Here is a 25,180-nt window from a genome sequence, read left to right as displayed (position 1 = left end):
CTTATAAAATAAATGATAATATTGGATTATTGTCGGTCAGACACATTAAAAATACTATTAAATTGTGATCAACTATATATTTTAGAATAGATAATGTAATCGCTGAAATAAAAATCCCCGCAAAAGCAGGGAGTTAAAATATACAAAAGTAATGTGATTTAAATTGGTTTTATTACTTAGAACTTACCAACTAAGTTAATAAACCAACCTTTTGAATCGTAATTTAAATCAGTTAAATCATCACTAAAATCGGTAAAGTTATAACCAACACCTACTTTAAAGTGTTGACCGATATGACGATGTATAGCAACTAACATACCGCTACGCTTATCGTCAGCTTCACTGACTTCAAGCATACGTCCTTCAATTAAGAAATCCCAATGTCTCACAACGTGCCAATCAAGTCTGGCAACATATAAGCTAGATGAACTATCGAACCATTCTCCAGCTTCTCTACCTGCTCGAATTTCACCTTTACGATGAGCTATTTTACCACCGATAGTCCAACGGGCGGTTAAATCGTAGTTCATATCAATAGCCGCAACATGACTGCGTTGTTGATAATCATTCTGCTGATAACTGGCAGTAAATTGTTCTGCAGGTGCTAAATCATATAAGTAGTTATAAGTTAGCAAAGCATTAAATCTATCGTTAGCAACAGGTCGATAAGCAAAACCTAAAAGCGCTTCGCTATAATCACTATTTAAACTTTCATCGATACTCGAGTTACTAATAGCAAAATCAATACGCAATTGCGCTCGCCAATCAGGATTCACTTTATAAGAGAGGTTATTTCTAACTAAATAAGAGTCACGCTCTTCCAACGCTTGTTTGTCATTTCGATACTCTAACGCACCACCATATTTAAAATCTGTTGTCGCGTAATTGGCATTTACTACCACAGCATTACGCTCCAACGATGGGCGTCCAGGCTCTTCTTGAGTGCCATTTTCTAAGCTGAGTCCTAACAACCAACGTTCACTTGGTAAATACTCAATACCGTAAGCATGTGTTAAACCAACACGATTATCACCATGTTGATAGCGCTCTTCGCCATAAACATTCACGCTATCACTATAGCGATGACGAATACCACTAACAAGCTGTCCATTTCGGCCACCTAAACCGTTATCAGTTCGGTCAGGATCCAGTGCATAATTTAAATAAATATTACTGGCATCATCATACTGATAATCAGTACCTATTAAGGCACCTAATCCTTGATTACCACCCGAGACTTCACCATTTAACTTAATGTTTTTAGATATTTGATAATTACCACCAAGACCCACACGGTTATTCGCTAATTTACTTTCGTCGTGCGTTAACGTTCCTTGTACAAAAGCGAGTAGCCCCCAATTAGCATCATGTTGATAGTCAACCTGGACAGCTAAATCGGTTCGTTTACCTATATTTTGTTGCTGAGCTTCTGTCGTAGCCTCACTATTTTCTGCGCGTAAACCGGCACTAATAGCCCATTGTTGATCAAGATCGTGACGTAAGTTTAGCTCGGCACTAAATTTATCTATACCGCCCTGCTCCTCTCTCGAGTCAACCTTCAAACTCGCTGCAGTGTCTTCCCACACAGGTAGATTGATTTGAATACCCGCTTGCTCAGTATCATATTGACTAAATTGACCGACGCCTGAAAAATCTGCATCACGGTTTTGCCAATAGATATTTCCTCGTCCATTATTGTCCAAACCTAAATCTTTAAAAAGAAATGCAGATTCGACACGTAACGCCTGAGCTTTATCATCAGTTGCGACTGGCGCAGTTAAGTCACCAAAGTGATAGCCACCATTATTAGAGCTAATACTTGTAACACCTTGCCCTTCGGTTTGAGCGCCTTCTAATTTAATATAAGTTTGAGCAGAGTGACGATAGGTTAAATCAAGACCTTGTAACTTGTGGTCTTCAATTCCCATATCTTGCTTGCTGCCACTAAAGCCTATTTTCCAGCTATCATTAACCCAGTGGCTTATTCGTCCACCAAGCGCTAAGTCATCTAACTCATCAAAACCCGGTGTATATTCATAATTAACCACTAAATAGGCTGAATGACCCGATAAACCACCTGTTCTAACCGTTTGATCATCTTGGCTAATAGAAGATAATGGTGTTGTTAATAAAACTCGTCCTTGAATCGCATTAACGTCGTAATCAACACCCGCAACTAAAGGCTGTGAACTTAACACCAAACCAGAATCTTTATCACGTATTTCAATGGATAAACGTTCTGAGCCCTGGCTAATATCTTGATTTCCCAAATAGTACAATGAACCGCCTGTACCACGGAACTCTTCATAAGCGGCATTAGTACCTGCTTCAGCAGCGAATAAATCAACTTGCGTAGTACGCTCGCCAAATTCCGTTAATTTTTCACCATTCCAATCAAGGTTAGCACCGTAGAGTCCGCGCTCAATACGAGAAAATTCAGTCTCATTTATATCAGAGACAAAATTACCCCACATTAAGTGCGATTTATAATCGTTTATCTTGGCATAGAAGCGACCTTGCGTAGGCGCGTCATCAACAAGTGTTGAATCATCGCCATAAACCGCATAATGATTTTCTTCTTCTAATCGGCGTAATAAACTACTTGGATCTTTTTTGGAAAAATTAGAAAACAAGTCCTCTAAAGGCTCTTCCGTTGAATCAATACTGGTAGTGATGGTGTATTTATCACGCCACTTACCTTTTGCGTAAAAGGCAAGACGCCCATCAATAAAGAGGTCATCATCAAAGGCATCATCCTGAGTCAAAAGCTCAGCAGCACCATTGGTAGAGTTTTTACCTAGGGTTATATCAGCTAAGCCAACATAGAACCAATCATCTGTTTTCAATTCAAGATGACGTTGAAATAATTCTCCATTTCCATCTTTATCAAGTACTGCCACTTCCGCATTGAATTGCCCAGAAGGTATTATTTGTTGATTTACAAACTCACCTTGTTCGTTAACCGGTACTTGCTGACCTAAAAAGTAAACGTGATGTTCTGCAGGCACTTTTTTGCCATTAACCGTTAACGTTCCACCACTTAACGGGATATTTTGCAATACAAGTCGACTCTCGCCATAGCCACTTAACGTTGCTTGATTTACAGATAAATCAGGACGTATAGGCGTACTTGTAGGCATAGTCGAGAGTTGTGTTTCATCAAAATTTCCTTCACTATCATAGACTCTTAATAAGTAATGATATTCAACCAATGGCGTATCAGGCAGTGTCCACTGAGCTTGAAGTGCATCATTAAGCTCAAGGATCAAAATAGGATCAGCCTGAGATGATTGCATATTACTAAATACACGTACCTCTGCTTTATCAATAAAATTAAGATAATTGCTATAACCTTGCCAATATATTTGCCAATGTTCATCAATCTCTTGCAGCACAGGTGTCATATTTAATGCTGGTTTTATTGATAAATTATCATACTGTAACTTAATGTCAGCTTGATCCAAGGCAACATCAGTACAACGTTGATGATCTGCATTACTACTTTGCTCTATGTCGTTCAATACTTGTCCATCAATACTAATGATTAATGGACGAGCCTCTGTACTAGTAAACTGACAAACATCATTGCGCATCATCGACATTGAAGGTTTAGGTATTACAACCTCATCATCAAACCAAGCATTTAATTCTACTCGACGATTTTGAGCTCTGTCTTTTTCGGTTAAATTAGACGTGAGTGGTTCATTACTGCCTTTACCTTCAATGGTTACCGCGGTATCAGCCAATGACAGTTTTTGTTGAAAATACTCAGCGACAACCTTGGCTCTAGCCATTGATAACGCTACATTGCTTTCATAAACTTTATGACTTCTCGTACTTAATGCTTGGCTATCAGCATGACCAACAAAATGTAATCGTACATTTTTCTTTCCTTTCAAGCTTTCAATAGCCGGATCAAACACTGATGTTAATTCCTTGGCCAGTGCATGTTTTCCTGAAGGAAAATTAACCTGAGGTAAATTATCCATCTCTAACGTTTTTGGTTCAAGCGCAAGAGTTGCTTGACTATTATTTGCTACATCAGGCAAGCCAAGGAAAACCCAAGATGCACTCGCTAAATTTTTCTCTGCATTCTCTTGTTTTTTAACAAGTACTTGATTGTTGTTTTCACTAACCCGCCCGGCGGAATCACGTGAAGTACAAACACTGGATTCTTCACAAAACTGCTCAGCAACAACAGGTATTGCGGTAGATATAGCAAGCGCGATTGAACTAGCTAGTAAACTTCGACGCACGATTAAATTACTCATTACCAGCTCTCCTTACATTAACAACATCTTTAATATTTCCCTCATCCCGGTATATCTCTTGTTCAATAATCAGTTCATATTGACAGTCACACTCTTGCCATAATTTTTCACTACTTTCGCGTAATAAAGTTAGGCGACGTTCTATCAAGTCATCACTTTCATCATGCTTGGCATAAGCTAAACGTAAAATCGATGGTTTAAAGTGCAGCGCCTTAATCGCTGATTGCAATTGTTGTTGAGACTCATCATTTAACTTATCTCCTTCAAAAGCACCAGCACTTAGCTGAATACGAACAACACGGTGAATGGTCGCACCAAAGTTCGCTTTTACCATTTTACCGCGCGTTAAACGAACAACTCTTGGGTTTTCAGTCGTGATTCTAAAACCAGACGGTAATGTACGTTCATCAATTTTAAGAATAAAATTAGATCCGCGCATTTCATTAGGTACACCAGCACAAGCGATGTGATAACGGCCCTGTTCATCGGTAGTAACTACTAGTCCCTTTGCCGTAGCTAAACGTACTGCGGGTATGCCAGCTTCATCCTTGTCTTGGTAACCATTAGCATTTAAGTCATCAAATACCTTTCCGAGAATATCTGAACAATCAAATAACGGATCTGGCACAATACGTACGGTCGCGTCAGCAATATTAGTAACAACTAATTGACTTTGTAAATATCCACCCCATGCCTGATTGACATACTCACCTTCGCCAACACCAGCACCAATAATAGTTATAAGATCAATTTGATACTGTTGATTTGGGTTGAAATCTAAATCAGACCAAACAAGTTGTCGTTCATTAACCAGAGGCTCAACTTTCTCGCCGTCAATGGTCGCAGAGCCTTCAACATATTTGAATCCTGGCGGCAATTGATCAATGACACTAAGCTGACTCAAACTAAAGTTTTGATTATTCGTGACAACAATAGAGTAAGGAACAAAATCACCACGAGAAGCATTTTTCACGTTAGTCGTTTTAATGACACCCAACATTTCATTATCAATAGGATCAACAGGAATGTGATTATTAACAACATTGCCTGATGGTAATAACGGGTCAATATTGAAAGTTAAGTAATACTGTGTTCCTTCGTCTCCGTCGGAAAAATCTGCCGATGTAGTACCACAAGTTTCAGGATCTTGAACACTAGCACTCAATGCAGGAGGACTATCTTGACGTTGTACCAACGCTGGATTTGGAAAGGCAAGCACATCAACAGTATTAGTACACGCCAGAAGCACTCTAGATACGCCGGGTAAATACCCCGTTGGTTCGGTCACGACAAGGGTGTAAACCCCTTTAGGTGCAGAATTAAAAATTAGAAATTGATAAACACCATCTGCCCCGGTGATTTGTTCTACATTATCTAAACCACCAACTAAATCACGTTCTGGATCAAAGCCTGCTGGCCCTTCAAAACGAACAGTAGCACCCGCAACAGGCTCTCGAGTTTTACTGTCATAAACAATACCTGACGGATCAATCGGTAGATTTTGCTCTACAATATCTTCACCAACCTCTAAGGTGATGTTACGAATAGTACCAAAAGATAAATCAGCGCCTGGTTCATCGGAAACACCATAGCCATAAATAGCACCATTTTGTTCGTGCATAAAACGCACTTCATAAACACCCGGTGATAAACCTTCAAATAAATAACGACCATTGCTGTCTGTTTTTACGACCGCAATAGGTGTTATATCTTGATTATTTTTAGGATTATCTCGTGTATCAATAAGCTGAACGGTCCAACCTTCAAGACCATTACCTTCATCTTCATCACGGTTGTGGTTACTATCTAACCATACCAAGCCACTGATACTAGCAGGGTCTCTAAGTAACTCGCCAAAATCATAGTCAGTAAGATGACTGATATGTGCAGTAAAAATAATCTCGCTGAATGAATCATTGTGTAACTCACCACCATGACTACCAATACTGTCTAGTCCATCATCTACATCACTTGGCTGTGTTTCCGTTACCAAATAACCTTGGCTATTAGGTAATGGTAAATGTTCAAAGGTATAACGACCATCGACCCCAGTTAATACACTGCGAACGACCGGATTACCATCAAGATCAATACCTTCAAGCTGTATAACAACATTTGGAATACCCGGCTCAGTTTCTGAACGGTTACCGTCTCGGTTTTGATCATTAAATACTCTGCCGCTTAATAGGCTACCGCGTTCGCCAAAGTTATAATCTACGCCGTTATTACCAGCAACAATGATAATATTACTAAATTGATCATTGGTAACCTCACCTTCTAAACTACCTAGGTGCTCCTTACCATCGTGCCATGCTGCAGGCTGTGTTTGGCTAATAACATAAGTGCCAGCACGTAATCCGACAAAGTTATACTTACCTTCACTATCTGTTACTTGAGTATATTCAACATTTTCATCTTCTTGCCAAGATTCAAGGCCTGTTAATGTGATAGTGACATCTGCAATTGTTAGTAATTCGTTTTCTTCACGTTCACCATTATCATTTTCATCAACCCAAACCTCACCACTGAGTGACGCACCTTCTAACTCAGCAAAGTTATAGTTTTCAAGCTGTGTGTTTGGTGCAAGTTGTATGTCAATAATGCTATCAGTTTGATAACTATCAGCAATAACTTGCTGGCCAATACTTTCTGCGCCATCCAAGTATTCAGCCGGCTGTACTTCATTAATTTGATAACCGTTAGCATCACTCGGATCTAATGAGTCAAATAAATACTTACCCTCATCATCCGTTTTTACAGTACGAGAAACACTACTACCTAAGTGATCCTTGCCTGTTAAGGTAAGGCTGACGTTGGCGATACCTGTTTCACTGGCTGTATAAAGACCATCGGCATTAGCATCAATAAAAACAACACCCGCAATAGAAGCAATTGGCCATTCAGCAAAATTATACTCTTCTAACTTACTGGTTAAGGTGGTTTTAATGTTCGTGACTATATCGCTACCTTGACTATTAGGAACAATCACACCAACAATACTTTCTTGGCCATCAAGATATTCAGTTGGATGCGTTTCTATCAAGCTATAGCCAGCAGCATCACTTGGTGGTAATTGCGTAAAGTGATATTGACCATCGGCATCAGTCTGTTGAACTAAATTGATCACTTGTCCGTTTTTACTGGTACCCGTTAATGTTAATTCAACATTAGCTAAGCCACTTTCAGTGGTATCTTTAAGACCATTTTTATTGTTATCAACAAAAACAACACCACTTAAACTACCTTGATATAACTCACCAAAATTATTGTTTGATAAGGTCACCTTTGCTTTTAGCACTAAGCCAGTCAAATTATCTGAAGCAAGACTGTTTGCAACAATTCCCCCTGCAATACTGTCTAAACCATCGATATAATCTTTTGGCTGTACTTCACTAATTTGATAGCCGTTCTCATCACTAGGTTGTAATAAATCAAATAGGTATAAGCCATTTGCATCTGTCGTTGTATGACGCTCGACAACTGCACCAACATTATCTTTACCAGTTAAAGTAAGACTAACGTTTGCTATACCTACTTCATCTTTTGAATTAGCTAAATAAATACCATCAGCATCAGCATCAACAAAAACAGTACCCGTAATAGCCGCAATAGCCCACTCAGCAAAATTATAATTATCTAGCTTACTGTTTAAGTTAATTTGAATAGCGTCTAAGGTATCACTCGCTTCACTATTAGCAACGACGATACCGGCAATACTCTCTTTATTATCAAGATAGTCAGCAGGATGCGTTTCTATTAAGCGATAACCAGATGCGTTACTTGGTGGTAATTGGGTAAAGAGATAATAACCATTAGCATTTGTTTTCTGAACTAAGTTTATCGTCTCTCCATATAAACTCGTACCAACCAATGTCATTTCAACATTAGCTATTCCTGTTTCATTATTATTTTTAAGGCTATTTTGGTTAGCATCAATAAAAACAAAACCACTTAATTGACCTTTATAGATTTCACCAAAGTTATTATTGGTTAGCTCTTGGTTCGCAATTAATTTAAGGCCCGTTAATATATCGCTACCACGGCTACTGGTTATAACAACGCCAGATATACTATCTAAACCATCGTTATAATCAGTCGGCTGTGTTTCAGTAATTTGATAACCATTACTATCGCTCGCATCTAATAGACCAAAAGAATAAAAACCATTGACATCGGTTGTGGTGGTTCGTGTTACCGCAATATCAGAAATATTTTTACCTGATAACGTTAATTCAACCCCAGCTAAAGCCTGTTTATTGATAGAGTATTGACCATTATTATTGTCATCAACAAAAACATAACCCGAAATTGAAGCCGTTGACCATTCTCCAAAATTATAATTTTCAAGTTGACTCGTTAGGGTTATTTGAATAGCAGTTAAACTATCACTATTCTCACTATTTGCCTGTACAACACCATTGATACTTTCTTGACCATCAAGATAATTAGTAGGGTGTGTTTCTGTGACTATATAACCTGTAGCATTACTTGGTGGTAAGTTGGTAAAAAGATACTTACCATCAGCATCGGTTTGTTGTACTAGATTAAGCGTTTCTCCATTGCTAGAAGTACCCGTTAAAGTTAACGTAACACCTGCAATCCCGTTATCACCAATATCTTTAAGGCCATTTTGATCCATATCTCCAAAAACAAAACCACTTAAACTACCTTTATATAGTTCACCAAAGTTATAGTTTTCTAAATTGGTATCGGCAATTAAATCAATACCGTTGATGTTGTCTGTGCTACGACTATTAGTAACCAAAATTCCTGAAGCATTATCTAAACCGTCATCAAAACTACTAGGCTGAACTTCACTAATACTATAACCAGCAGCATTGCTAGGAATAAGGTTATCAAATAAATAATTACCATCGACATCCGTGGTTTCGCTTAAATTAACAGTGTTCCCATAAAGATCTGTACCACTTAAGTTAAGTGTAACCCCGGCAATACCGTCTTCATTACCGTCTACTATCCCATCATCATTAAAGTCTGCATAAACCTGACCCGCAATAGACGATTTTGTAACCAGCACTATGTCACTATCAGTATTATTAGTGCTATCAGAATCGAAACCGGCTGTTGTAATAGTCGCTGTATTGGTACTCGTTCCGCCTGGAGGATAAGTAATAAAGCGGACTGGCACGTCAATTATTACATTGCCACCATTATTGATGGTCTCCAAATCACAAACAAAACCTGTATCATTAGCCGCTCCAGTACAACTACCCTGAGCAGGAACCGGTGGTCCAGTTAATTCCATGCCTGCAGGTAAATTATTCGTTAGTTCTGAATCTGCACTATCCCCAGGACCATCATTAGCCACTATCATGGTCCAATTAAAAGGTTCATATACAGTGACCGAGGTTTTAGACGGCGTTATATCAACCGTTAAATCGAGTTGAATCCGTAACGAGGTACTTTCATCTTCTGTATTATTAGCTGTATTAGTATCAGTTTCATTAGAGCCGACTGTTGGAGTAATAGTGACTGTATCGCCTGTTGGCTTAGGTTGAGTATCAGCCTCAAAATATAAATAACGCGTGTATTTATCATCAGCCTCTAACTGAGTAGTTGCGGGTAATTCACAGTGCATTGTCATGGTAGTAGCACCCGTTACCGAATTTCCTACATTATCACAGATAACGTTGGCTACATCGCAGCTACTATTGCTTGCATCATCACATAAAAAAGTAAATTGTTTACCAGCCTCAGGTGCTAATATAGCGTCAAAATAGACACTAGTAGCGACAGAAGGACCACGATTGGTAATTTCCATTTTATAACGAATAACGTTATCAGTCGTTGCTGGGAATGCCCCTGGTGTTGGAGTCCAGCTTATAGGGTCTTCGACATCGGTGGTATTGATGAGTAAATCTAACTCAGCACTTACAACCTCTAAAATTTCACTTTTATCATTATTAGTCGTATTGCTCTCTACTGTTGTAGTCGTTATTTTTGATGTATTTCCTAAATCCCATGTTAACTCACTAACTTCCCAACCTGGGCGTACATTGAGTGTAATTGTATGTGTTTCATTTCGGTTTAAAGTACCAATGTTACAAGTGAGCACATTACCACTAAGCGGATCACAGCTACCTTGTGAACTAACGGCTGAAATTAGCTCGTAAGTAAAACCAGCATCAGGAGTAAAGGTATGGGTTACTTTAACGCCTTCGGCTTGTGATGGGCCATTATTTCTAAAAGTAAGTACTTTGGTAACATCTGTACCCGCTTTTGCTGGATTGGGGGTAATAGTTAATGCTGTCATCTCAACATCAGCAATCGGGTTTACCGTTAAGTCAATGCTGGCACTATTATTACTTGGGTCATCATCACCTAATACAGCTGAATCCACTTCTGCAGTATTCGTCAAAAGGCCATCAGCTAAAGGTCGATCAACCGTAATGGTAAAAATTGAAACATCACTCATGGCCATAGTAGAACCATTTTTCAATTCACAACGCACTGTGCCATTAATGACAGTACAATCGAATTTACTTGAATTATCGGTCACTGATATTGGTGTTTCACTTGGCGTAGCACTAGTAATATTTGAAAAATAACCAGGAATATCATCAGTCACTACTACGGCATCATTATTAGCTCCACTCAGTGTATTAGGACCATAATTAGTAACCGTTAATGTATAAGTTGCTCGGCTTTCCGTTGTTTCTAGTACATCATTTGTACCGCTGGTTGTGCTAACACTTTTAGTAATACCTAAGTCAGCAATAGCCGCAGTACTCAATACACCAGCACCAGTACAGTGATTGCCAGCAACAGGGTCTGTTTGACCACCTATATCATAAGCACAAGCTGTGTTAGTTAATGTACCTGCAGCATTTGCGGTTGTTACTATAGATAAATAATTTGAAAAAGAGCCACTTGTTAATTGATTGCTATATTCACAGGTAACTATTTCAGGGCCTGCTCCTGCAGCAATACAAGTCCAGTTTGTTCCAGAAGAAGAAACATAACTCTCATCGTTGTGTAAAGTATCAACAACTGTAACGACCCCCGTTGTTGTCCTAGGCCCATTATTTTTCACCCTGATCTGACTCGTCATATCAGAGCCTTGTGCAACGGGATTAGGACCTTTAGTCTTAGTTATCGCTAAATCAGCGCCATCAGCTACAACATCAAACGTTACTGAGTCACTATTATTACTCGCAATAGGGTCATTAGTAGTTGCGCTCTGAATATTGACCGTATTGACAACATTTGCCCCTGTCGCTGGAACATTAGTTGTAATAATAATATTATCAGTTGTACCGACAGCATAAGAAGTTCGAGTACATGTTACCGGGTTAGCAGTACCAACGGTGCCAATACAACTCCAACCGGTGCCCGTAGCACTAATAAACGTAAAATCACTCGGTAAGGTATCAACAACTGTTATATTACTGGCATCAAATGGACCATTATTGCGAGGAGATAAAGTGAATGTAACGGTTTCACCACCAATAATTGGCGATGCGACTGTTTTAGTAATACTGAGATCAGTACCCGGATTAATGACAGTATTTTCTGTTGTAGTATTGTTATTGTCAATAGGGTCTTTGGTACTTGTAGACGTAGTTGAAACAGTAGCACTGTTAGTAATAGTACCGGTAATAGCTCCTTCTACTTTAGTATTAATAATAATCGAGGGTGCATTAGCCCCATTAACCAAAGAATCTCGGGGACATGTGACTAATTGACCAGAATTACCACAGCTCCATCCAGAGCCGCTATATGAAACATAACTAACGCCGCTAGGTAAAGTATTAATGACTTTAAGATCTTCAGCATCATTAGGTCCTGCATTATTGACAATTAATGTGTAGTAAAATTCACCACCAGCAGTAACAGGGTCAACACTATCACTCATGGTTAAACTAAGATCGGCACCATTATCAATGGTAGTATTTTGAGTAACATTATCATTACCAGTATTGATATCAGTAGAAGAGGTAGCAGCGGTTGCACTAACCCCTATAGTTGCGCCTGTACTAGCACTCGTTTTAATAACGATGTTTACACCAATATCAGCCAAGCCAGCCAAATCACCAAAAGCACAATTTACTGTACCGGGTGAAGTTCCACTAACAATACCATCATAAGCACAATTGCTATTATCCACTGATACAAAAGTGGTCGTTGCTGGTAAAAGAAAAGCCAAGCTTACATCATTTGCTGTATCACTGGCATTGTTACTCACCTTAACAGCATAATTAATTTCACCACCGCGAGTTGCGGGGTCCGGGGTATCCTCTAGTGTAGATACCAGCACATCAGCAGCAAAAACATTAGCGCTAAAAAGTGCAATAAAAAAAACTAAATAAGGTGAATATTTCATAATTTCCTTTTTTATTATATTAATCATCAATGAATAGCGTCTAACTATTCATTAATTACCCAAAACTATTTATGAATAAAATCAAGTTAATGCAGGATAAAACTGTCAGAGTAATAATTTCTTCCCTGATAAACTTACAACGAAAGAAACAACAAAAAAGTCACATAGAATTTTTATTTTTTTAGCTTTATTTATAATTAAAAATTATCAACCCCACACAACAAGACAAAAAATACTATTATAAACAGTGACATATAAAAACAAAACATAACAAAAAAAATATTAAAACGAATAGAAATAAAAATAGAATGTGTGTATATTTTCAGCACAAAGTTAAAGTTTTAAAACCAAAATATTTTTTATTGCAATATAAAATTCAATAAACATAAAAAATCTGTAATAATTTATTACCTATGCGATACTATTTTATTATGTTAAAAACAGGAATAATCATGAGTCAAAGACGTGCCTTTATAAAAGCAATGCTAACGTCAGCTATTGCAACAAGCCTATTCTCTAACATTAGTAATGCTAACGCTGCGCCCAAAGCTAGCATTAATCCTGATGTAAAAAGCCAAATAAAACCTAAACGTTTAAAAGCAGGAGATACCATAGGTTTAATCACGCCGAGCAGTAACACTAGGGAAGATGAAGAAATTCATTTTGCCATTGATGTACTTAAATCTTTTGGTTTTAAGGTAAAACAAGGCAAATACATTTTTGAACGTAAGGGTTATCTTGCAGGTAGTGATAAGAATCGCGCTTGGGATGTTAATAATATGTTCGAAGACAAAAGTGTTGATGGTATTTTTTGCTTACGAGGTGGCTACGGCTCACCTCAAATTTTACCGTATTTAGATTATGAACTTATCGCAAAGAATCCCAAAGCACTTATTGGCTACAGCGATATAACAGCATTATTAAATGCTATTTATGCACGTACCGGTTTAGTAACATTTCATGGACCGATTGCCAAACAAAACTTCACTGAATACACCCTAAAAAGCTTTAAAGATATATTATTTAACCCTAAAGCTAATATAGATCTTGGCACACCGCCTCTTTTTGAAACAAAAGAAGGACAAGCGGAAAAAGACAATAGGCTAACCTTGATCAATCAAGGCGTTGCCCACGGGCAACTTATTGGCGGAAACCTTTCTTTGATGGTGAAATTAATCGGTACCCCTTTTGAGCCTGACTACACTAATAAAATTTTATTTTTAGAGGATGTCGAAGAAGCGCCCTACCGCGTTGACGGTATGTTAACGCACTTAAAAATATCTGGTCGATTAGACAAGCTCGCTGGTATTGTTTTTGGTAAATGTACCGATTGCACTGCTACAGGAAACTCATTAAGTATTGAAGAAGTGATTAAAGAGCGTTTGGGCGATTTAAATATTCCTGTTTTAAAAGGCTTAATGATTGGACATATTGATGATATAGCAACGATACCTGTTGGCGCTATGGCAAAACTTGACGCCACCAATAAGCGATTAATATTAACTGAAACAGCGGTTAGCTAGAGTACTTTATGCATAATTTACTATTCGTATTATCTCAGGCGCTAGTTTTTCCACAGCAACCTAATATTTATTTAGAAGTTGTTGGTGATACCCATTCAACTAAAGATTGGGTCTTTTTTGCTCCACACGAAACTGAATTTGTTGCCAATCAATATGTTGCTAAGCAAGTAGTTGATAAAGGTGGTGTGTTCATTATTTTAAGGCAAGATGGTAAACGTCTTATTACCTTAAATGTTGGTGGTACAAAGGTAAAAATAGATCCCAACCGTATGTTTACGTCACATGGGCGTATAGAAAGCATAAAAAAATTAAACCCAAGTATTGCTGAGCAAAAAGCCTTGGTTAATAAAACTGAGCAATTAGCTGAAACACTCAGTCATTTTGTGCTTAAAGCGCTCAACGGTAATAACAAACCAACGGCATTAGTTGCTATGCATAACAACACTAATGGTTATGAAAATGATGGTAAAAATGGTGTTGGTGATGTTTCTATTATTCGTTATCAAAAAAAATTCTCTAGCGGGGCTAACTATTTAATTGATGTATCTCATGGTTCATATGATGAAGATGACTTATATTTCATGACCGATAGAGAAGACTTTGAAGCAGCAAAAGAGCAAGGATGGAATGTTGTATTGCAAAACTCTGAAGTCGCTTACGACCCCTCAGAAGACGATGGTTCATTATCTGTGTATGCTGAAATGAAAGGCTACCGTTATATTAATGTGGAAGCAGAAAGAGTCAATAATGGTTTTGGTGAAGATCACCTATCAGTACAAACTGAAATGGTTGATTTTGTCTTTTCATTGCTAGAAGAAAGGAATCAGTAAGAGTATCCCTTGCTTACCAACCTAAAAAGAAATATATTATTCCTATATTAAAATCAATTTTGAATTATTTATGAAAACAAAGTCTCATATTTCTTACTTCGACAATCAAATGCATATAGAAAATGTGTCCGTAGAGTCCATAGCTAAGGACATTCCTACACCTTTCTATTGTTATTCTTATTCTGCAATTAAGGCTGCTTACCTAGAATACGAAGCAGCATTCAGTGAGCTAGACACAATGATTTGCTATGCGGTAAAAGCAAATTCTAATCAAGCAATATTAAAAACACTGTCCGACTTAGGCGCTGGTGCAGATGTGGTTTCCGAAGGTGAAATAAGAAGAGCATTAAGTGCAGGCATACCTGCCAACAAAATTGTATTTTCAGGTGTAGCTAAAACTGAAGCTGAAATAACATTAGCGTTAGACAATGATATTTTTCAGTTTAACGTTGAGTCGGAGCCAGAATTATTATTAATCAGTCAAATAGCTGCGACAAAAAATAAATTCCCTGCAATTTCAATTCGAATAAACCCTAATGTTTGTGCCAAAACACATGAAAAAATAACCACAGGTAAATCAGAAAATAAGTTTGGTATTCCAATAGCGAAAGCGAGAGAAGTTTATCGTTATGCTGCATCATTACCAAATATCGTCGTTCAAGGTGTCGATGTTCATATTGGCTCTCAATTAATAGATTTAGTACCGTTTGAAGAAGCGTTCAATAAAGTAGCTGAATTTGTAACGATATTAAAAAACGACGGCCATAAAATATCTATTATTGATATTGGTGGTGGTTTAGGCATAGATTACAGTGAAGATGAAATTGAACCTGACAAAAATGCTTATGCAACCATAGTTAAACATTGCCTTAGTCATTTAGATTGTAAAATAATTATTGAACCGGGCAGATCAATTGTTGGTAATGCAGGTATACTTGTATCAAGTGTTGTTTATGTTAAAAAAGGGGAAGAGCGCCAGTTCTTAATTTTAGATGCTGGTATGAATGACCTTATTAGACCAAGTATGTATGATGCTTATCATCAAATAAAACCGGTTAATAATTCGGTGACCGAAGTTTCCCATTACGATATTGTTGGCCCGGTTTGTGAAACTGGTGATACCTTCTCTAAAAATAGAGAGTTACCGACAGCAAAAGCAGGCGATCTCATTGGAATTTTAAGCTGTGGCGCCTATGGTACTGTTATGTCTTCAACCTATAACACTCGTCTAAACGCACCTGAGATAATGGTTAATGATAAAAAATTCGCTGTAATTAAACCGCGTTTAAGTTATGAAGAAGTTATTGCTCAAGATATTATTCCTGATTGGTTATTAAAATAATGTATGGGCGTTTGTAGGGGCGACTTCAGTCGCCTGTTCACAATACACGCCAATAACGCTGTATTATGTTATATCCATTATTAGGCGAATAAATTCGCCCCTACGGTGATAATAATCAATTCTTTCGTTGGACGTTTTCTATATGGGCATTTTTGTAGGGGCGACTTCAGTCGCCTGTTCACAACATACGTCAATAACGTTTTAAATGTAGATTAACTAATGGGTTGAGCTTTCATCAAAATAAATAGAGAACTCGCTGCCCTCCCCCCATTGGCTTGTTATCACTAATTCAGCTTTATGGTGAAGTAATACATGCTTAACAATCGCTAATCCAAGTCCTGAACCACCAGTATCACGAGAGCGAGATTTATCAATACGATAAAAACGTTCTGTTAACCGATTTAATTGTTCAGACTTAATACCATCGCCATTATCTTTAACGCTAAATATCATTTTATCACCATTTTTTTGCCAACTAATGTCAATAACACCATGAGGCTGCGTATAGGCAATGGCATTAGAAATCAAATTTGTACATGCACTTTTCAACTCAGTTTCGATACCATAAATACCAATACCATGCGTAATGTTAGTAAGAATCTCATGTTGCTTAAGTTGATTTAGCCATTTAGCATCTTCAACAAGGTTTTCTATAAGACTTGGCATATCTACAGGTTTCATCGCGTCATCATCACGATTATTTTCTACTTTAGATAAATTCAGTAATTGTTCAACCAAACGCTCCATTCGAGAGACTTGCCCTTCGATTGTACAAAATACTTTTTGCCAATGAGAGTCTAGCGCATATTCAGTTTCTTGAATCATTTCAACGTAACCGCGAACCACCGTAAGTGGCGTTTTTAGTTCGTGAGACACATTAGCCACAAACTCACGTCGCATTTTTTTCATGCGGTGATATTTAGCAATAGCACGAGACATTAAAAAGACACGTTCACCGCCAAAAGACATCACTGATATTTCTAATTGCAGTTCATCATTAATAGGTGACGTAATTAAACAAGGTGATTCGAAATTATCTTGAGCTAAGTATTCGGATAACACAGGATCAACAAGTAAATGCTCAATATGCTTACCAATATCATCAGGAAAATTAACACCCAGTAAACGCTGGGCTTTTTTATTACCTGAAACAATTAATAAATCAGTCGACAAGATAAGCGCTGCATCAGGCAGAGCTTCTATTCCTGAGTGAAAACGGAAGTCCTGCTTGTCTTTAATATTCAAATGATTTTGCATTATTTATACTTGTTATAGTAGTTATTAATCGTATTGTTTTACAACAATATTTAATTTTTAGACTTTTGGACTGTTTTACCCGAAAAGCGATAGCCTGCACCACGAACAGTTTGGATGAAATCTTCATGTCCTGCCCCTGAAATAGCTTTTCTTAAGCGTCGAATATGAACATCAACCGTTCTATCCTCAACATAAACATTGGTTCCCCAAACATTATCAAGCAGTTGTTCACGTGAATAAACACGTTCTGTATGAGTCATAAAGAAATGCAATAAACGAAACTCAGTCGGCCCTAAATCTAAGGCTTCTTCATTGATAGTGACATGATGAGAAACGGGATCTAGCTTTAAGCCATGAAACTCTACTTTTTCGGCTAATAATGTCGGTGATACACGACGAATTACCGCTTTAATACGAGCAATCAATTCTTTAGGTGAAAAAGGCTTAGTAACATAGTCATCAACGCCAGCATCAAGGCCTTTCACTTTATCATCTTCGTCAGCACGTGCAGTAAGCATGATAATAGGAATATTACGGCTGTATTCACCCTGCTTTAATTCTTTCGCTAGTTTGACACCACTGCCACCGGGTAGCATCCAATCAAGCAAGATCAAATCAGGATAAGGTTCAACAATTCTTTCTTTTGCTTCTTTTATATCAATAGCTTCGACCGAGTTAAAACCATTTTGCTCTAAAACAAAGGTGATCATTTCCCTGATTGGAGTTTCATCTTCAACAACTAAAATGTAACCACTCATACCTATACCTTAAAATATATTTACGTCACGTAATTTTCAATGTTGCTATTATGCACAACAAAAATGACACTTTTGTGACAGTAGACTAAGTGACATACTTAATTACTTAATATAAGTACTTACTTAGTACGCTTTTACTTAGTTAAATACACATTAAAAAACTAAAAAAGCCGCAATGCGACTTTTTTATGAATAACTATTTTAATGTTCTATCTTCTAATAATTGTTCACACATATTGCTACTTAACCCTGGCGAATACATCATTTCAATTCGAAGAAGATCTCACCACTAATTACTTATCGATTTTCCATAACATAAATAAATATTGTTATATAACGGTTAACATTAGAAATCATACTGAATACCAACACCTAAATAATCGGCATCTTGGTTTTCTGTTTTAACATCAAACGTTGTATAAAAAGCATAAAGTTTAGTATCACTTGCTAGCTTATAATCTGCGCCAGCAGTTAAACCTGAATTCTTATCACTACCTTTATGATCAGCTATTTGGTATTGACCTTTAAGCGTTGTAGCGCCAATGGTATATTTAGCTGAAACCATCACACCATCCATTTCGGCACCTGTAGCAATATCTTCTTGATTTTGAAGTACCAAGCCTACAATAACATCTGAAATTTTAGTCTGTACTGTTGCTCTGATAGTGTCAAAACCCTTAACCTCTGCGTCATAAGCGATTGCTGCATATACTTGAGATTTTTTCAGGTTTTTATCACCATAAAAAGCCCCGATAGATAGCGCATCTTCACCTTCTACAGAGTCTTCAACAATATAGGTTAGACCTAATTGGAAACCATTAAATTTAGGTGACTTATAAGTAACAGTATCACTCAAACGGTTTTCACCCGCCCAAAGTGTTTTAATATCACCATTTAAGTCACTAAATAAATCAGTTTTACCTTGAGATTGTTTTAATATTGAATCATTTTTACCTAATAGTACTTCTCCAAAAGCACCTCTTAAGCCGATAAATTGATTACGCGCAGTAAAAGCATCGTCAGAATCACCATCAATATCTATCTGAAACTCAGCTTGGTAGACAACTTCTAAGTCGTCATTCAAATCATGAGTGCCTTTAAAACCGATTCGAGAAGCATTACTTTTAAGTTCGCTATAGCGACCTTCGCCGTCATCAGAAGATTGCAAGGAAACATTCGCCCGACCATAAATATCAACATTTGCAGCATAAGCCGAGCCGATTCCAACTGAACAAAGCATTAAACTAAGGGCACCTTTTACTAATTTCATGTTTTAAGCCTTTTAAACTCTAAAAATATTCTTTATTTTTAGATTATATATCTGTCATTTTCTTACATAATATGACAATACAAGACTACAATCACTGAATATTACAAAAATATGACATAAATATGACAAGATAACTTACTTGTGTATATTAAGTTGCCTTTCTCAATTCACCGAAGTTTAGAATATTTATGTAAAAAACTTTATCCTTTTAATAAAAGTAGTTAAAGTCATAATAATGATAACCAAACAAACGAAATAAAATAATATGAAAGTAAAGAGTCTATCTCGAAAACTACTAACTAGAGTGCTCTCTTTTTATTTTATATTAACCTTGGGTGTTACAGGCATACAGATAGTTGCCGAGTATTTTAATACCAAAAATCATATTAATAGTGAGCTTCTCACCCTAGAAAAAACAATTAGTGGAAGCTTAACTCGTGCAGTTTGGGAATTAAATACTCAACAGGCCATTGATATTTCAGAAGGACTCGTTGCTATTCCTATGATTAAGGGGATTACAGTTACTGATGAATCAAATAACATTATCACTCAGTTAGGTGAAGTTATTTCTCCTGAAAAATCAAGTATACATAAAATGGCATTAGATGATGCCTCAGAGGGTATTAGTTCAATTACCGAAGGTTTATTTGGTCATTCATTCCCGCTTGTATTTGAATTCTCAGGCCGTACAACCTCAGTAGGCCGTGTTACCTTATTATCGAGTAATGCTGTAATTTTTAGCAGAATTGAAGTTGGTATCTACTTTCTTATCGGTAATGCCATGGTTAAAACTGCATTTTTAGTCTTTTTATTCACCTTAGCCTTTAATAAACTTTTAACGACGCCGCTTAAAGAGTTAACCCGACAAATTAGACAAGTTGACTTAGATGATCCTGAGGCCTCTAAGCTCCATTCTATGAATTATGAAAAAAACGAATTGAATGTTCTTGAAGATGCTTATAACCATTTGATCGATGAGTTAGTTGAATTTAAGGAAAAGTTAGCCGTATCTCAACTAGAAACCGATAGAGCTAAAGAGCAAATAGACGAAAACAATCTTTTACTTGAACAAGAAGTTGCCAGAAAAACATCGTCACTAAGTAGCACTATGCTAAAAATGGAAATTCAACAAAAAGAATTACGAGAACAAAAGCAAACGTTGCAAGAAGAAAATCTTCGCCACAGTAAAACAGAAAAAACACTGACGACAACCAATAAAGACTTAGTTCATTCAATTAAAGAATTAAATAAAGCTAAAGAACGATTATTAGCAGCAGAACAAATGGCGTCACTCGGCCAACTGTCAGCAGAGGTAACTCATGAAATCACCACACCAATAGGTATTAGTATTACTTCATCAAGTTATTTATCTGAGCAAATATCTCATTTACAGCAAACTCTCGACCAAAATAAAATATCAAGAAAAAGTATCGAAAGCTTTATTCAAAAAGCCACTGAAAGTACGCAATTATTAACCAATAATCTTCATAGAGCATCTGAATTGATAACTAGCTTTAAACATATAGCGACAGATCAAGCGAGAGATAAAATTCGTTTAGTGAATATTTCCAGTTATATTGATGAAATCATCAAATCTATACATCCCAAATTAAAGAAAACGAACCATCGTATTAAAGTACATTGTGATAAGAATATCGAAATATGTAGTCATCCAGGCGCCATAGCGCAAATACTGATCAACCTAATAATTAACTCAATCATTCATGGTTTCGAACAAATCAACCGCGGGCAAATAACTATTGATGTAAAGTATTATCATAATAACTTGTTTATTGACTATCAAGATAATGGCCATGGTCTTACTCAAGAAGCCAAAGAAAACTTATTTGATGCATTTTATACAACAAAATCGAATAAAGGCGGTACGGGGTTAGGTACCCACATTATTAAAAAATTAGTAACGGATACCTTAAATGGAACAATTACCGCGTATAGTGAAATAAATCAAGGCCTGAGATACCATATAGAAATACCGGATATGCGTACATAACATAATCTTAACGCTATTAAGTACTGGTAAAATATTTTTTTTGAACTTGCTTAAGCATAACTTTTATTGAATGCTAATGATCCACTGCTTTTTTTCAGGTAATATGGCTTTTTTAAAAATTAGCCTCACTCCGTATCCATTAGGTGAGCACCCAAGCTAGGATCCTTTTATGTGGTTTAAGAACCTATATTTTTTCGCCTTTACTCGTCCATTTGAACATTCAGAGGAAGATTTAGAAAAACATCTGAGTGAACATCTTTTCACTCCTTGTGGCTCTACAGAAGTATCACACTTTGGCTGGGTAAATGCCTTAGGAAAACATGGAGATACCAGTGTACATAGTGCAAATGGTAATTTCTTAATATGTGCACGAAAAGAAGAGAAAATATTACCTGCCCCTGTAATCAAAGATATGATCGAAGAAAAGATCGCTTTGCTTGAACAAGAACAAGGTCGTGGCGCAACAAAAAAAGAAAAAGAACAATTTAAAGAAGATATTGTTTTTGAATTACTACCGCGTGCTTTTTCTCGCATTTCAGATACTCATGCCTATATTAGTCCTAAAGATAACATTATTGTTATTAATGCAAGTGCTCGTGGAAAAGCAGAAGATTTACTTGCTTTGCTTCGTAAAGTATTAGGCACTCTTCCGGTAACTACTTTAGAGCCTGATGTTCAAGCTGACGAAACGATGACAGATTGGTTAGTTAAGAAAGATTTAGGTCCTAAGTTTCAATTAGGTATGGAAGCTGAATTTAATGCATTAGGTGACGATGGTGCTGTCATCAGAGTTAAAAACCAAGACTTAGATAGCGATGAAATAAAGTCTCACTTAGATGCAGATAAATACATGGTAAAAGTTGCCCTTGAATGGGATGAGTCATTATCTTTTATACTTTGTGATGATTTATCTATTAAACGTATTAAATTTTTTGACGTAATTCAAGAGCAAAATGATGATATAGATGGTGACGATATTGTTGCTAAACTTGACGCCGATTTTTCATTGATGGCAGGAGAGTTAAATCGATTCATTCACGATTTACTTGCAGAGTTTTCATTAAAAACAACTGATTTATTAGAAAACGACTAACCAGTGTTAGTCAAACAGATTATTATTTATTTGGAGTAGAAATGACAATTATCAAAATGGCAGATGTGGAACTTACAGATAAACGCGTTTTAATACGTGAAGATTTGAACGTGCCAGTTCAAGATGGAATAATTACCTCTGATGCTCGTTTACAAGCTGCATTACCAACAATTATACAAGCCTTAGAAGCAGGCGCTAAAGTGATGGTAATGTCACACCTTGGCCGTCCTACTGAAGGAGAGTATGAAGATAAGTACTCACTTAAACCTGTTGCTGATTATTTAGCTGGCGCTATTAATTATCCTGTACGTTTGGTAAAAGATTATTTATCAGGCGTAGAAGTAGCTTCAGGTGAACTTGTTATTTTTGAAAATGTTCGTTTTAATAAAGGCGAAAAAGAAAATGATGATGCTTTAGCTAAGCAATTAGCAAACCTTTGTGATGTGTTTGTAATGGATGCTTTTGGCACTGCGCATCGCGCACAAGCAAGTACTCATGGTGTCGCTAAGTATGCACCAATTGCTTGTGGTGGCCCATTATTAGTTAATGAGTTAGCCGCTTTAGCTAAGGCATTAGACAACCCTGCCCGCCCATTAGTTGCGATTGTCGGTGGTTCAAAAGTATCGACTAAATTAACTGTTTTAGATGCTTTATCAAAAATAGCCGACACAATAGTCGTTGGTGGTGGTATTTCAAATACATTTGTTGCCGCTGCTGGAAACGAAGTAGGTAAATCATTATATGAACCAGATTTAATTCCTGAAGCGCAACGCCTTTGTAAGCAAACAGAAATAATATTTGCTGATGATGTAACGGTAACTCGTGATGGTTTTAGCGATTGGAAGCATGATTCAGTAACTGAAATTAAAGCATCATCAAACGTAGATGCGCAAGATGATATTATCGATTACGGCCCTGAAACCTCAGCTAAAGTTGCTGAAATAATAAAAACAGCCGGTACTATTTTATGGAACGGCCCTGTTGGCGTATTTGAAATAGATGCTTTTGCTAAAGGCACTGAAGTTATTTCTAACGCAATAGCTGATAGCTTTGCCTTTTCAATTGCAGGCGGTGGCGATACATTAGCAGCAGTAGATAAATACAATATTAAAGATAGAGTATCTTATATTTCTACTGGTGGTGGAGCTTTCTTAGAATTCTTAGAAGGTAAAAAATTACCTGCTGTAGAAATTTTAGAACAAAGAGCCAAAGACCAATAAGTACTTTCAAGTAGCGAACTTCCAAAGCAATCTATTTGCGATGAAGTTTGCTACTTGTATTCATTCTTTAGCAATTAGGCTTAATTGCTAAAGAATGAATACAATCAACTATACTCAGCAGTCTATACAAAAAATGAGTAAGTTAACGCACCCAAACTAACTGAGCTTAACGTAAAATCGAGCTCAAACCTGAAGGAGAATTACATGGCTTTAAGTGCTTCAAGTATGGCATCAATGCTTACAAAGGTTATCACTGAAAATGGATTTATCGCCGCACTGGATCAAAGTGGCGGTAGTACACCAAAAGCATTAGCTTTATACGGCATAGAAGAGAATGAGTTCTCTAATGACGAACAAATGTACGATTTAGTACATCAAATGCGCACTCGTATAGTGACCAATTCAGCTTTCACCGGCACACGTATTTTGGGTGCTATATTATTCGAAAATACGTTAGATAGAGAATTTTCAGGTAAACCTGCAGCGCAATACTTGTGGGAAGACAAACAAGTTGTTCCTTTTCTTAAAGTAGATAAAGGGCTTTGTGAAGAGAAAAATAATGTGCAGTTAATGAAAGCCATTCCTGAGCTAGACTCATTACTTGATAAAGCTGTTTCTCAAGGTGTTTTTGGAACAAAAATGCGCTCTGTAATAAAGTTAGCTAATCAACAAGGTATTAATGATGTTGTTGCTCAACAATTTGAAATTGCTAAACAAATATTAGCAAAAGGTTTAACTCCAATAATAGAGCCTGAAATTGATATTAATAGCCCTGAAAAATCAGCAGCCGAAGCGTTACTTAAATCAGCATTATTGCACGAACTAGATAAATTACCTGACGATAAAAAAGTCATGCTTAAACTAACATTACCTAATACTGATGATTTTTACGACACCTGTATTAACCATAAAAACACGATCAAAGTAGTAGCATTATCAGGTGGTTACGATCGAGAACAAGCCAATAAAAAAGTTGCAGCTAATCCTAAAATGATTGCTAGTTTTTCTCGTGCGTTAACTCAAGGTCTTAGCGCGAAACAATCAGAAGAAGAATTTACAACAATATTAAATACCGCAATAGAAAGTATTTATAACGCTTCAAAAACCTAGTTATTAAGCGAACTTCGAAGTAAGTTAACCCTACCCAATAGTATGGTTAACTTTCACACATATTGACAATAACCACCTAATATTACTTATTTTTCAACTACTTTTCTAGTAAATTCCTAGCATCAACCCCGTATTTTCAGCCAAACCATCA

12 protein-coding genes are annotated in these 25,180 nt (G+C 36.9%); 7 read left to right on the top strand and 5 right to left on the bottom strand.

Going from position 1 to position 25,180, the window contains the following annotated elements:
- Positions 1-176: 176 nt before the first annotated feature.
- Positions 177-4,271: an OmpA family protein gene (locus tag GQS55_RS05610; RefSeq protein ID WP_159818748.1), complete on the bottom strand. Its 4,095-nt coding sequence runs from the start codon at positions 4,269-4,271 to the stop codon at positions 177-179.
- The gene (locus tag GQS55_RS05605; protein WP_159818746.1) at positions 4,264-12,615 is read right to left on the bottom strand and encodes an SdrD B-like domain-containing protein; all 8,352 of its coding nucleotides are present in this window, start codon (positions 12,613-12,615) and stop codon (positions 4,264-4,266) included. Before GQS55_RS05605 ends, GQS55_RS05610 begins: the two co-directional genes overlap by 8 nt.
- A 452-nt stretch (positions 12,616-13,067) precedes the next feature.
- Here GQS55_RS05605 and GQS55_RS05600 point away from each other — a divergent pair, with 452 nt between their 5' ends.
- The 3 genes from GQS55_RS05600 (at position 13,068) to lysA (ending at position 16,310) form a co-directional block, all read left to right on the top strand.
- A complete protein-coding gene (locus tag GQS55_RS05600; protein ID WP_159818744.1) occupies positions 13,068-14,138 on the top strand; it encodes a S66 peptidase family protein in 1,071 nt (356 codons plus the stop codon).
- A gap of 8 nt (positions 14,139-14,146) precedes the next feature.
- Positions 14,147-14,968 carry a hypothetical protein gene (locus tag GQS55_RS05595; RefSeq protein WP_159818742.1) on the top strand — a complete coding sequence of 274 codons (822 nt, stop codon included), beginning with the start codon at positions 14,147-14,149 and terminating at the stop codon, positions 14,966-14,968.
- Positions 14,969-15,038: 70 nt separating this feature from the next.
- A complete protein-coding gene (gene lysA, locus GQS55_RS05590; RefSeq protein WP_159818740.1) occupies positions 15,039-16,310 on the top strand; it encodes a diaminopimelate decarboxylase in 1,272 nt (423 codons plus the stop codon).
- 216 nt (positions 16,311-16,526) lie between these two features.
- Here the strand turns inward: lysA and phoR are convergent, their stop codons facing one another.
- The 3 genes from phoR to GQS55_RS05575 all read right to left on the bottom strand — a co-directional run bounded on the left by phoR (position 16,527) and on the right by GQS55_RS05575 (position 19,595).
- Entirely contained in the window at positions 16,527-17,567 is a 1,041-nt protein-coding gene (phoR, locus tag GQS55_RS05585; protein WP_159818738.1) for a phosphate regulon sensor histidine kinase PhoR, read from the bottom strand.
- Positions 17,568-17,617: 50 nt separating this feature from the next.
- The gene (gene phoB / locus GQS55_RS05580; RefSeq protein WP_159818736.1) at positions 17,618-18,325 is read right to left on the bottom strand and encodes a phosphate regulon transcriptional regulator PhoB; all 708 of its coding nucleotides are present in this window, start codon (positions 18,323-18,325) and stop codon (positions 17,618-17,620) included.
- Positions 18,326-18,671: 346 nt separating this feature from the next.
- Positions 18,672-19,595, bottom strand: coding sequence for a porin (locus tag GQS55_RS05575; RefSeq protein ID WP_159818734.1), 924 nt, complete (start codon positions 19,593-19,595; stop codon positions 18,672-18,674).
- Between the two features lie 265 nt (positions 19,596-19,860).
- On the opposite strand from GQS55_RS05575, the gene GQS55_RS05570 reads away from it, so the two are divergent.
- The 4 genes from GQS55_RS05570 to GQS55_RS05555 all read left to right on the top strand — a co-directional run bounded on the left by GQS55_RS05570 (position 19,861) and on the right by GQS55_RS05555 (position 25,029).
- Positions 19,861-21,606, top strand: coding sequence for a sensor histidine kinase (locus GQS55_RS05570; RefSeq protein ID WP_159818732.1), 1,746 nt, complete (start codon positions 19,861-19,863; stop codon positions 21,604-21,606).
- 169 nt (positions 21,607-21,775) lie between these two features.
- Entirely contained in the window at positions 21,776-22,699 is a 924-nt protein-coding gene (gene rdgC / locus GQS55_RS05565) for a recombination-associated protein RdgC (protein WP_159818730.1), read from the top strand.
- 41 nt (positions 22,700-22,740) lie between these two features.
- On the top strand, positions 22,741-23,919 hold the full coding sequence (locus GQS55_RS05560) for a phosphoglycerate kinase (RefSeq protein ID WP_159818728.1): 1,179 nt from the start codon (positions 22,741-22,743) through the stop codon (positions 23,917-23,919).
- Between the two features lie 204 nt (positions 23,920-24,123).
- A complete protein-coding gene (locus GQS55_RS05555; protein WP_159818726.1) occupies positions 24,124-25,029 on the top strand; it encodes a fructose bisphosphate aldolase in 906 nt (301 codons plus the stop codon).
- The last annotated feature ends 151 nt before the right edge of the window (positions 25,030-25,180 follow it).

It is taken from the genome of Colwellia sp. 20A7, from assembly GCF_009832865.1.
Taxonomy (GTDB): Bacteria; Pseudomonadota; Gammaproteobacteria; order Enterobacterales; family Alteromonadaceae; genus Colwellia.
This window is presented reverse-complemented; position numbering and strand designations above follow the sequence as displayed.

What these genes read in the sequence shown, in the direction of transcription:
- GQS55_RS05610 (WP_159818748.1), bottom strand. Translation starts at nt 4,271, where the DNA reads ATGAGTAATTTAATCGTGCGTCGAAGTTTACTAGCTAGTTCAATCGCG.
- GQS55_RS05555 (WP_159818726.1), top strand. Translation starts at nt 24,124, where the DNA reads ATGGCTTTAAGTGCTTCAAGTATGGCATCAATGCTTACAAAGGTTATC.
- GQS55_RS05600 (WP_159818744.1), top strand. Translation starts at nt 13,068, where the DNA reads ATGAGTCAAAGACGTGCCTTTATAAAAGCAATGCTAACGTCAGCTATT.
- phoR (WP_159818738.1), bottom strand. Translation starts at nt 17,567, where the DNA reads ATGCAAAATCATTTGAATATTAAAGACAAGCAGGACTTCCGTTTTCAC.
- phoB (WP_159818736.1), bottom strand. Translation starts at nt 18,325, where the DNA reads ATGAGTGGTTACATTTTAGTTGTTGAAGATGAAACTCCAATCAGGGAA.
- GQS55_RS05575 (WP_159818734.1), bottom strand. Translation starts at nt 19,595, where the DNA reads ATGAAATTAGTAAAAGGTGCCCTTAGTTTAATGCTTTGTTCAGTTGGA.
- rdgC (WP_159818730.1), top strand. Translation starts at nt 21,776, where the DNA reads ATGTGGTTTAAGAACCTATATTTTTTCGCCTTTACTCGTCCATTTGAA.
- GQS55_RS05560 (WP_159818728.1), top strand. Translation starts at nt 22,741, where the DNA reads ATGACAATTATCAAAATGGCAGATGTGGAACTTACAGATAAACGCGTT.
- GQS55_RS05595 (WP_159818742.1), top strand. Translation starts at nt 14,147, where the DNA reads ATGCATAATTTACTATTCGTATTATCTCAGGCGCTAGTTTTTCCACAG.
- GQS55_RS05605 (WP_159818746.1), bottom strand. Translation starts at nt 12,615, where the DNA reads ATGAAATATTCACCTTATTTAGTTTTTTTTATTGCACTTTTTAGCGCT.
- GQS55_RS05570 (WP_159818732.1), top strand. Translation starts at nt 19,861, where the DNA reads ATGAAAGTAAAGAGTCTATCTCGAAAACTACTAACTAGAGTGCTCTCT.
- lysA (WP_159818740.1), top strand. Translation starts at nt 15,039, where the DNA reads ATGAAAACAAAGTCTCATATTTCTTACTTCGACAATCAAATGCATATA.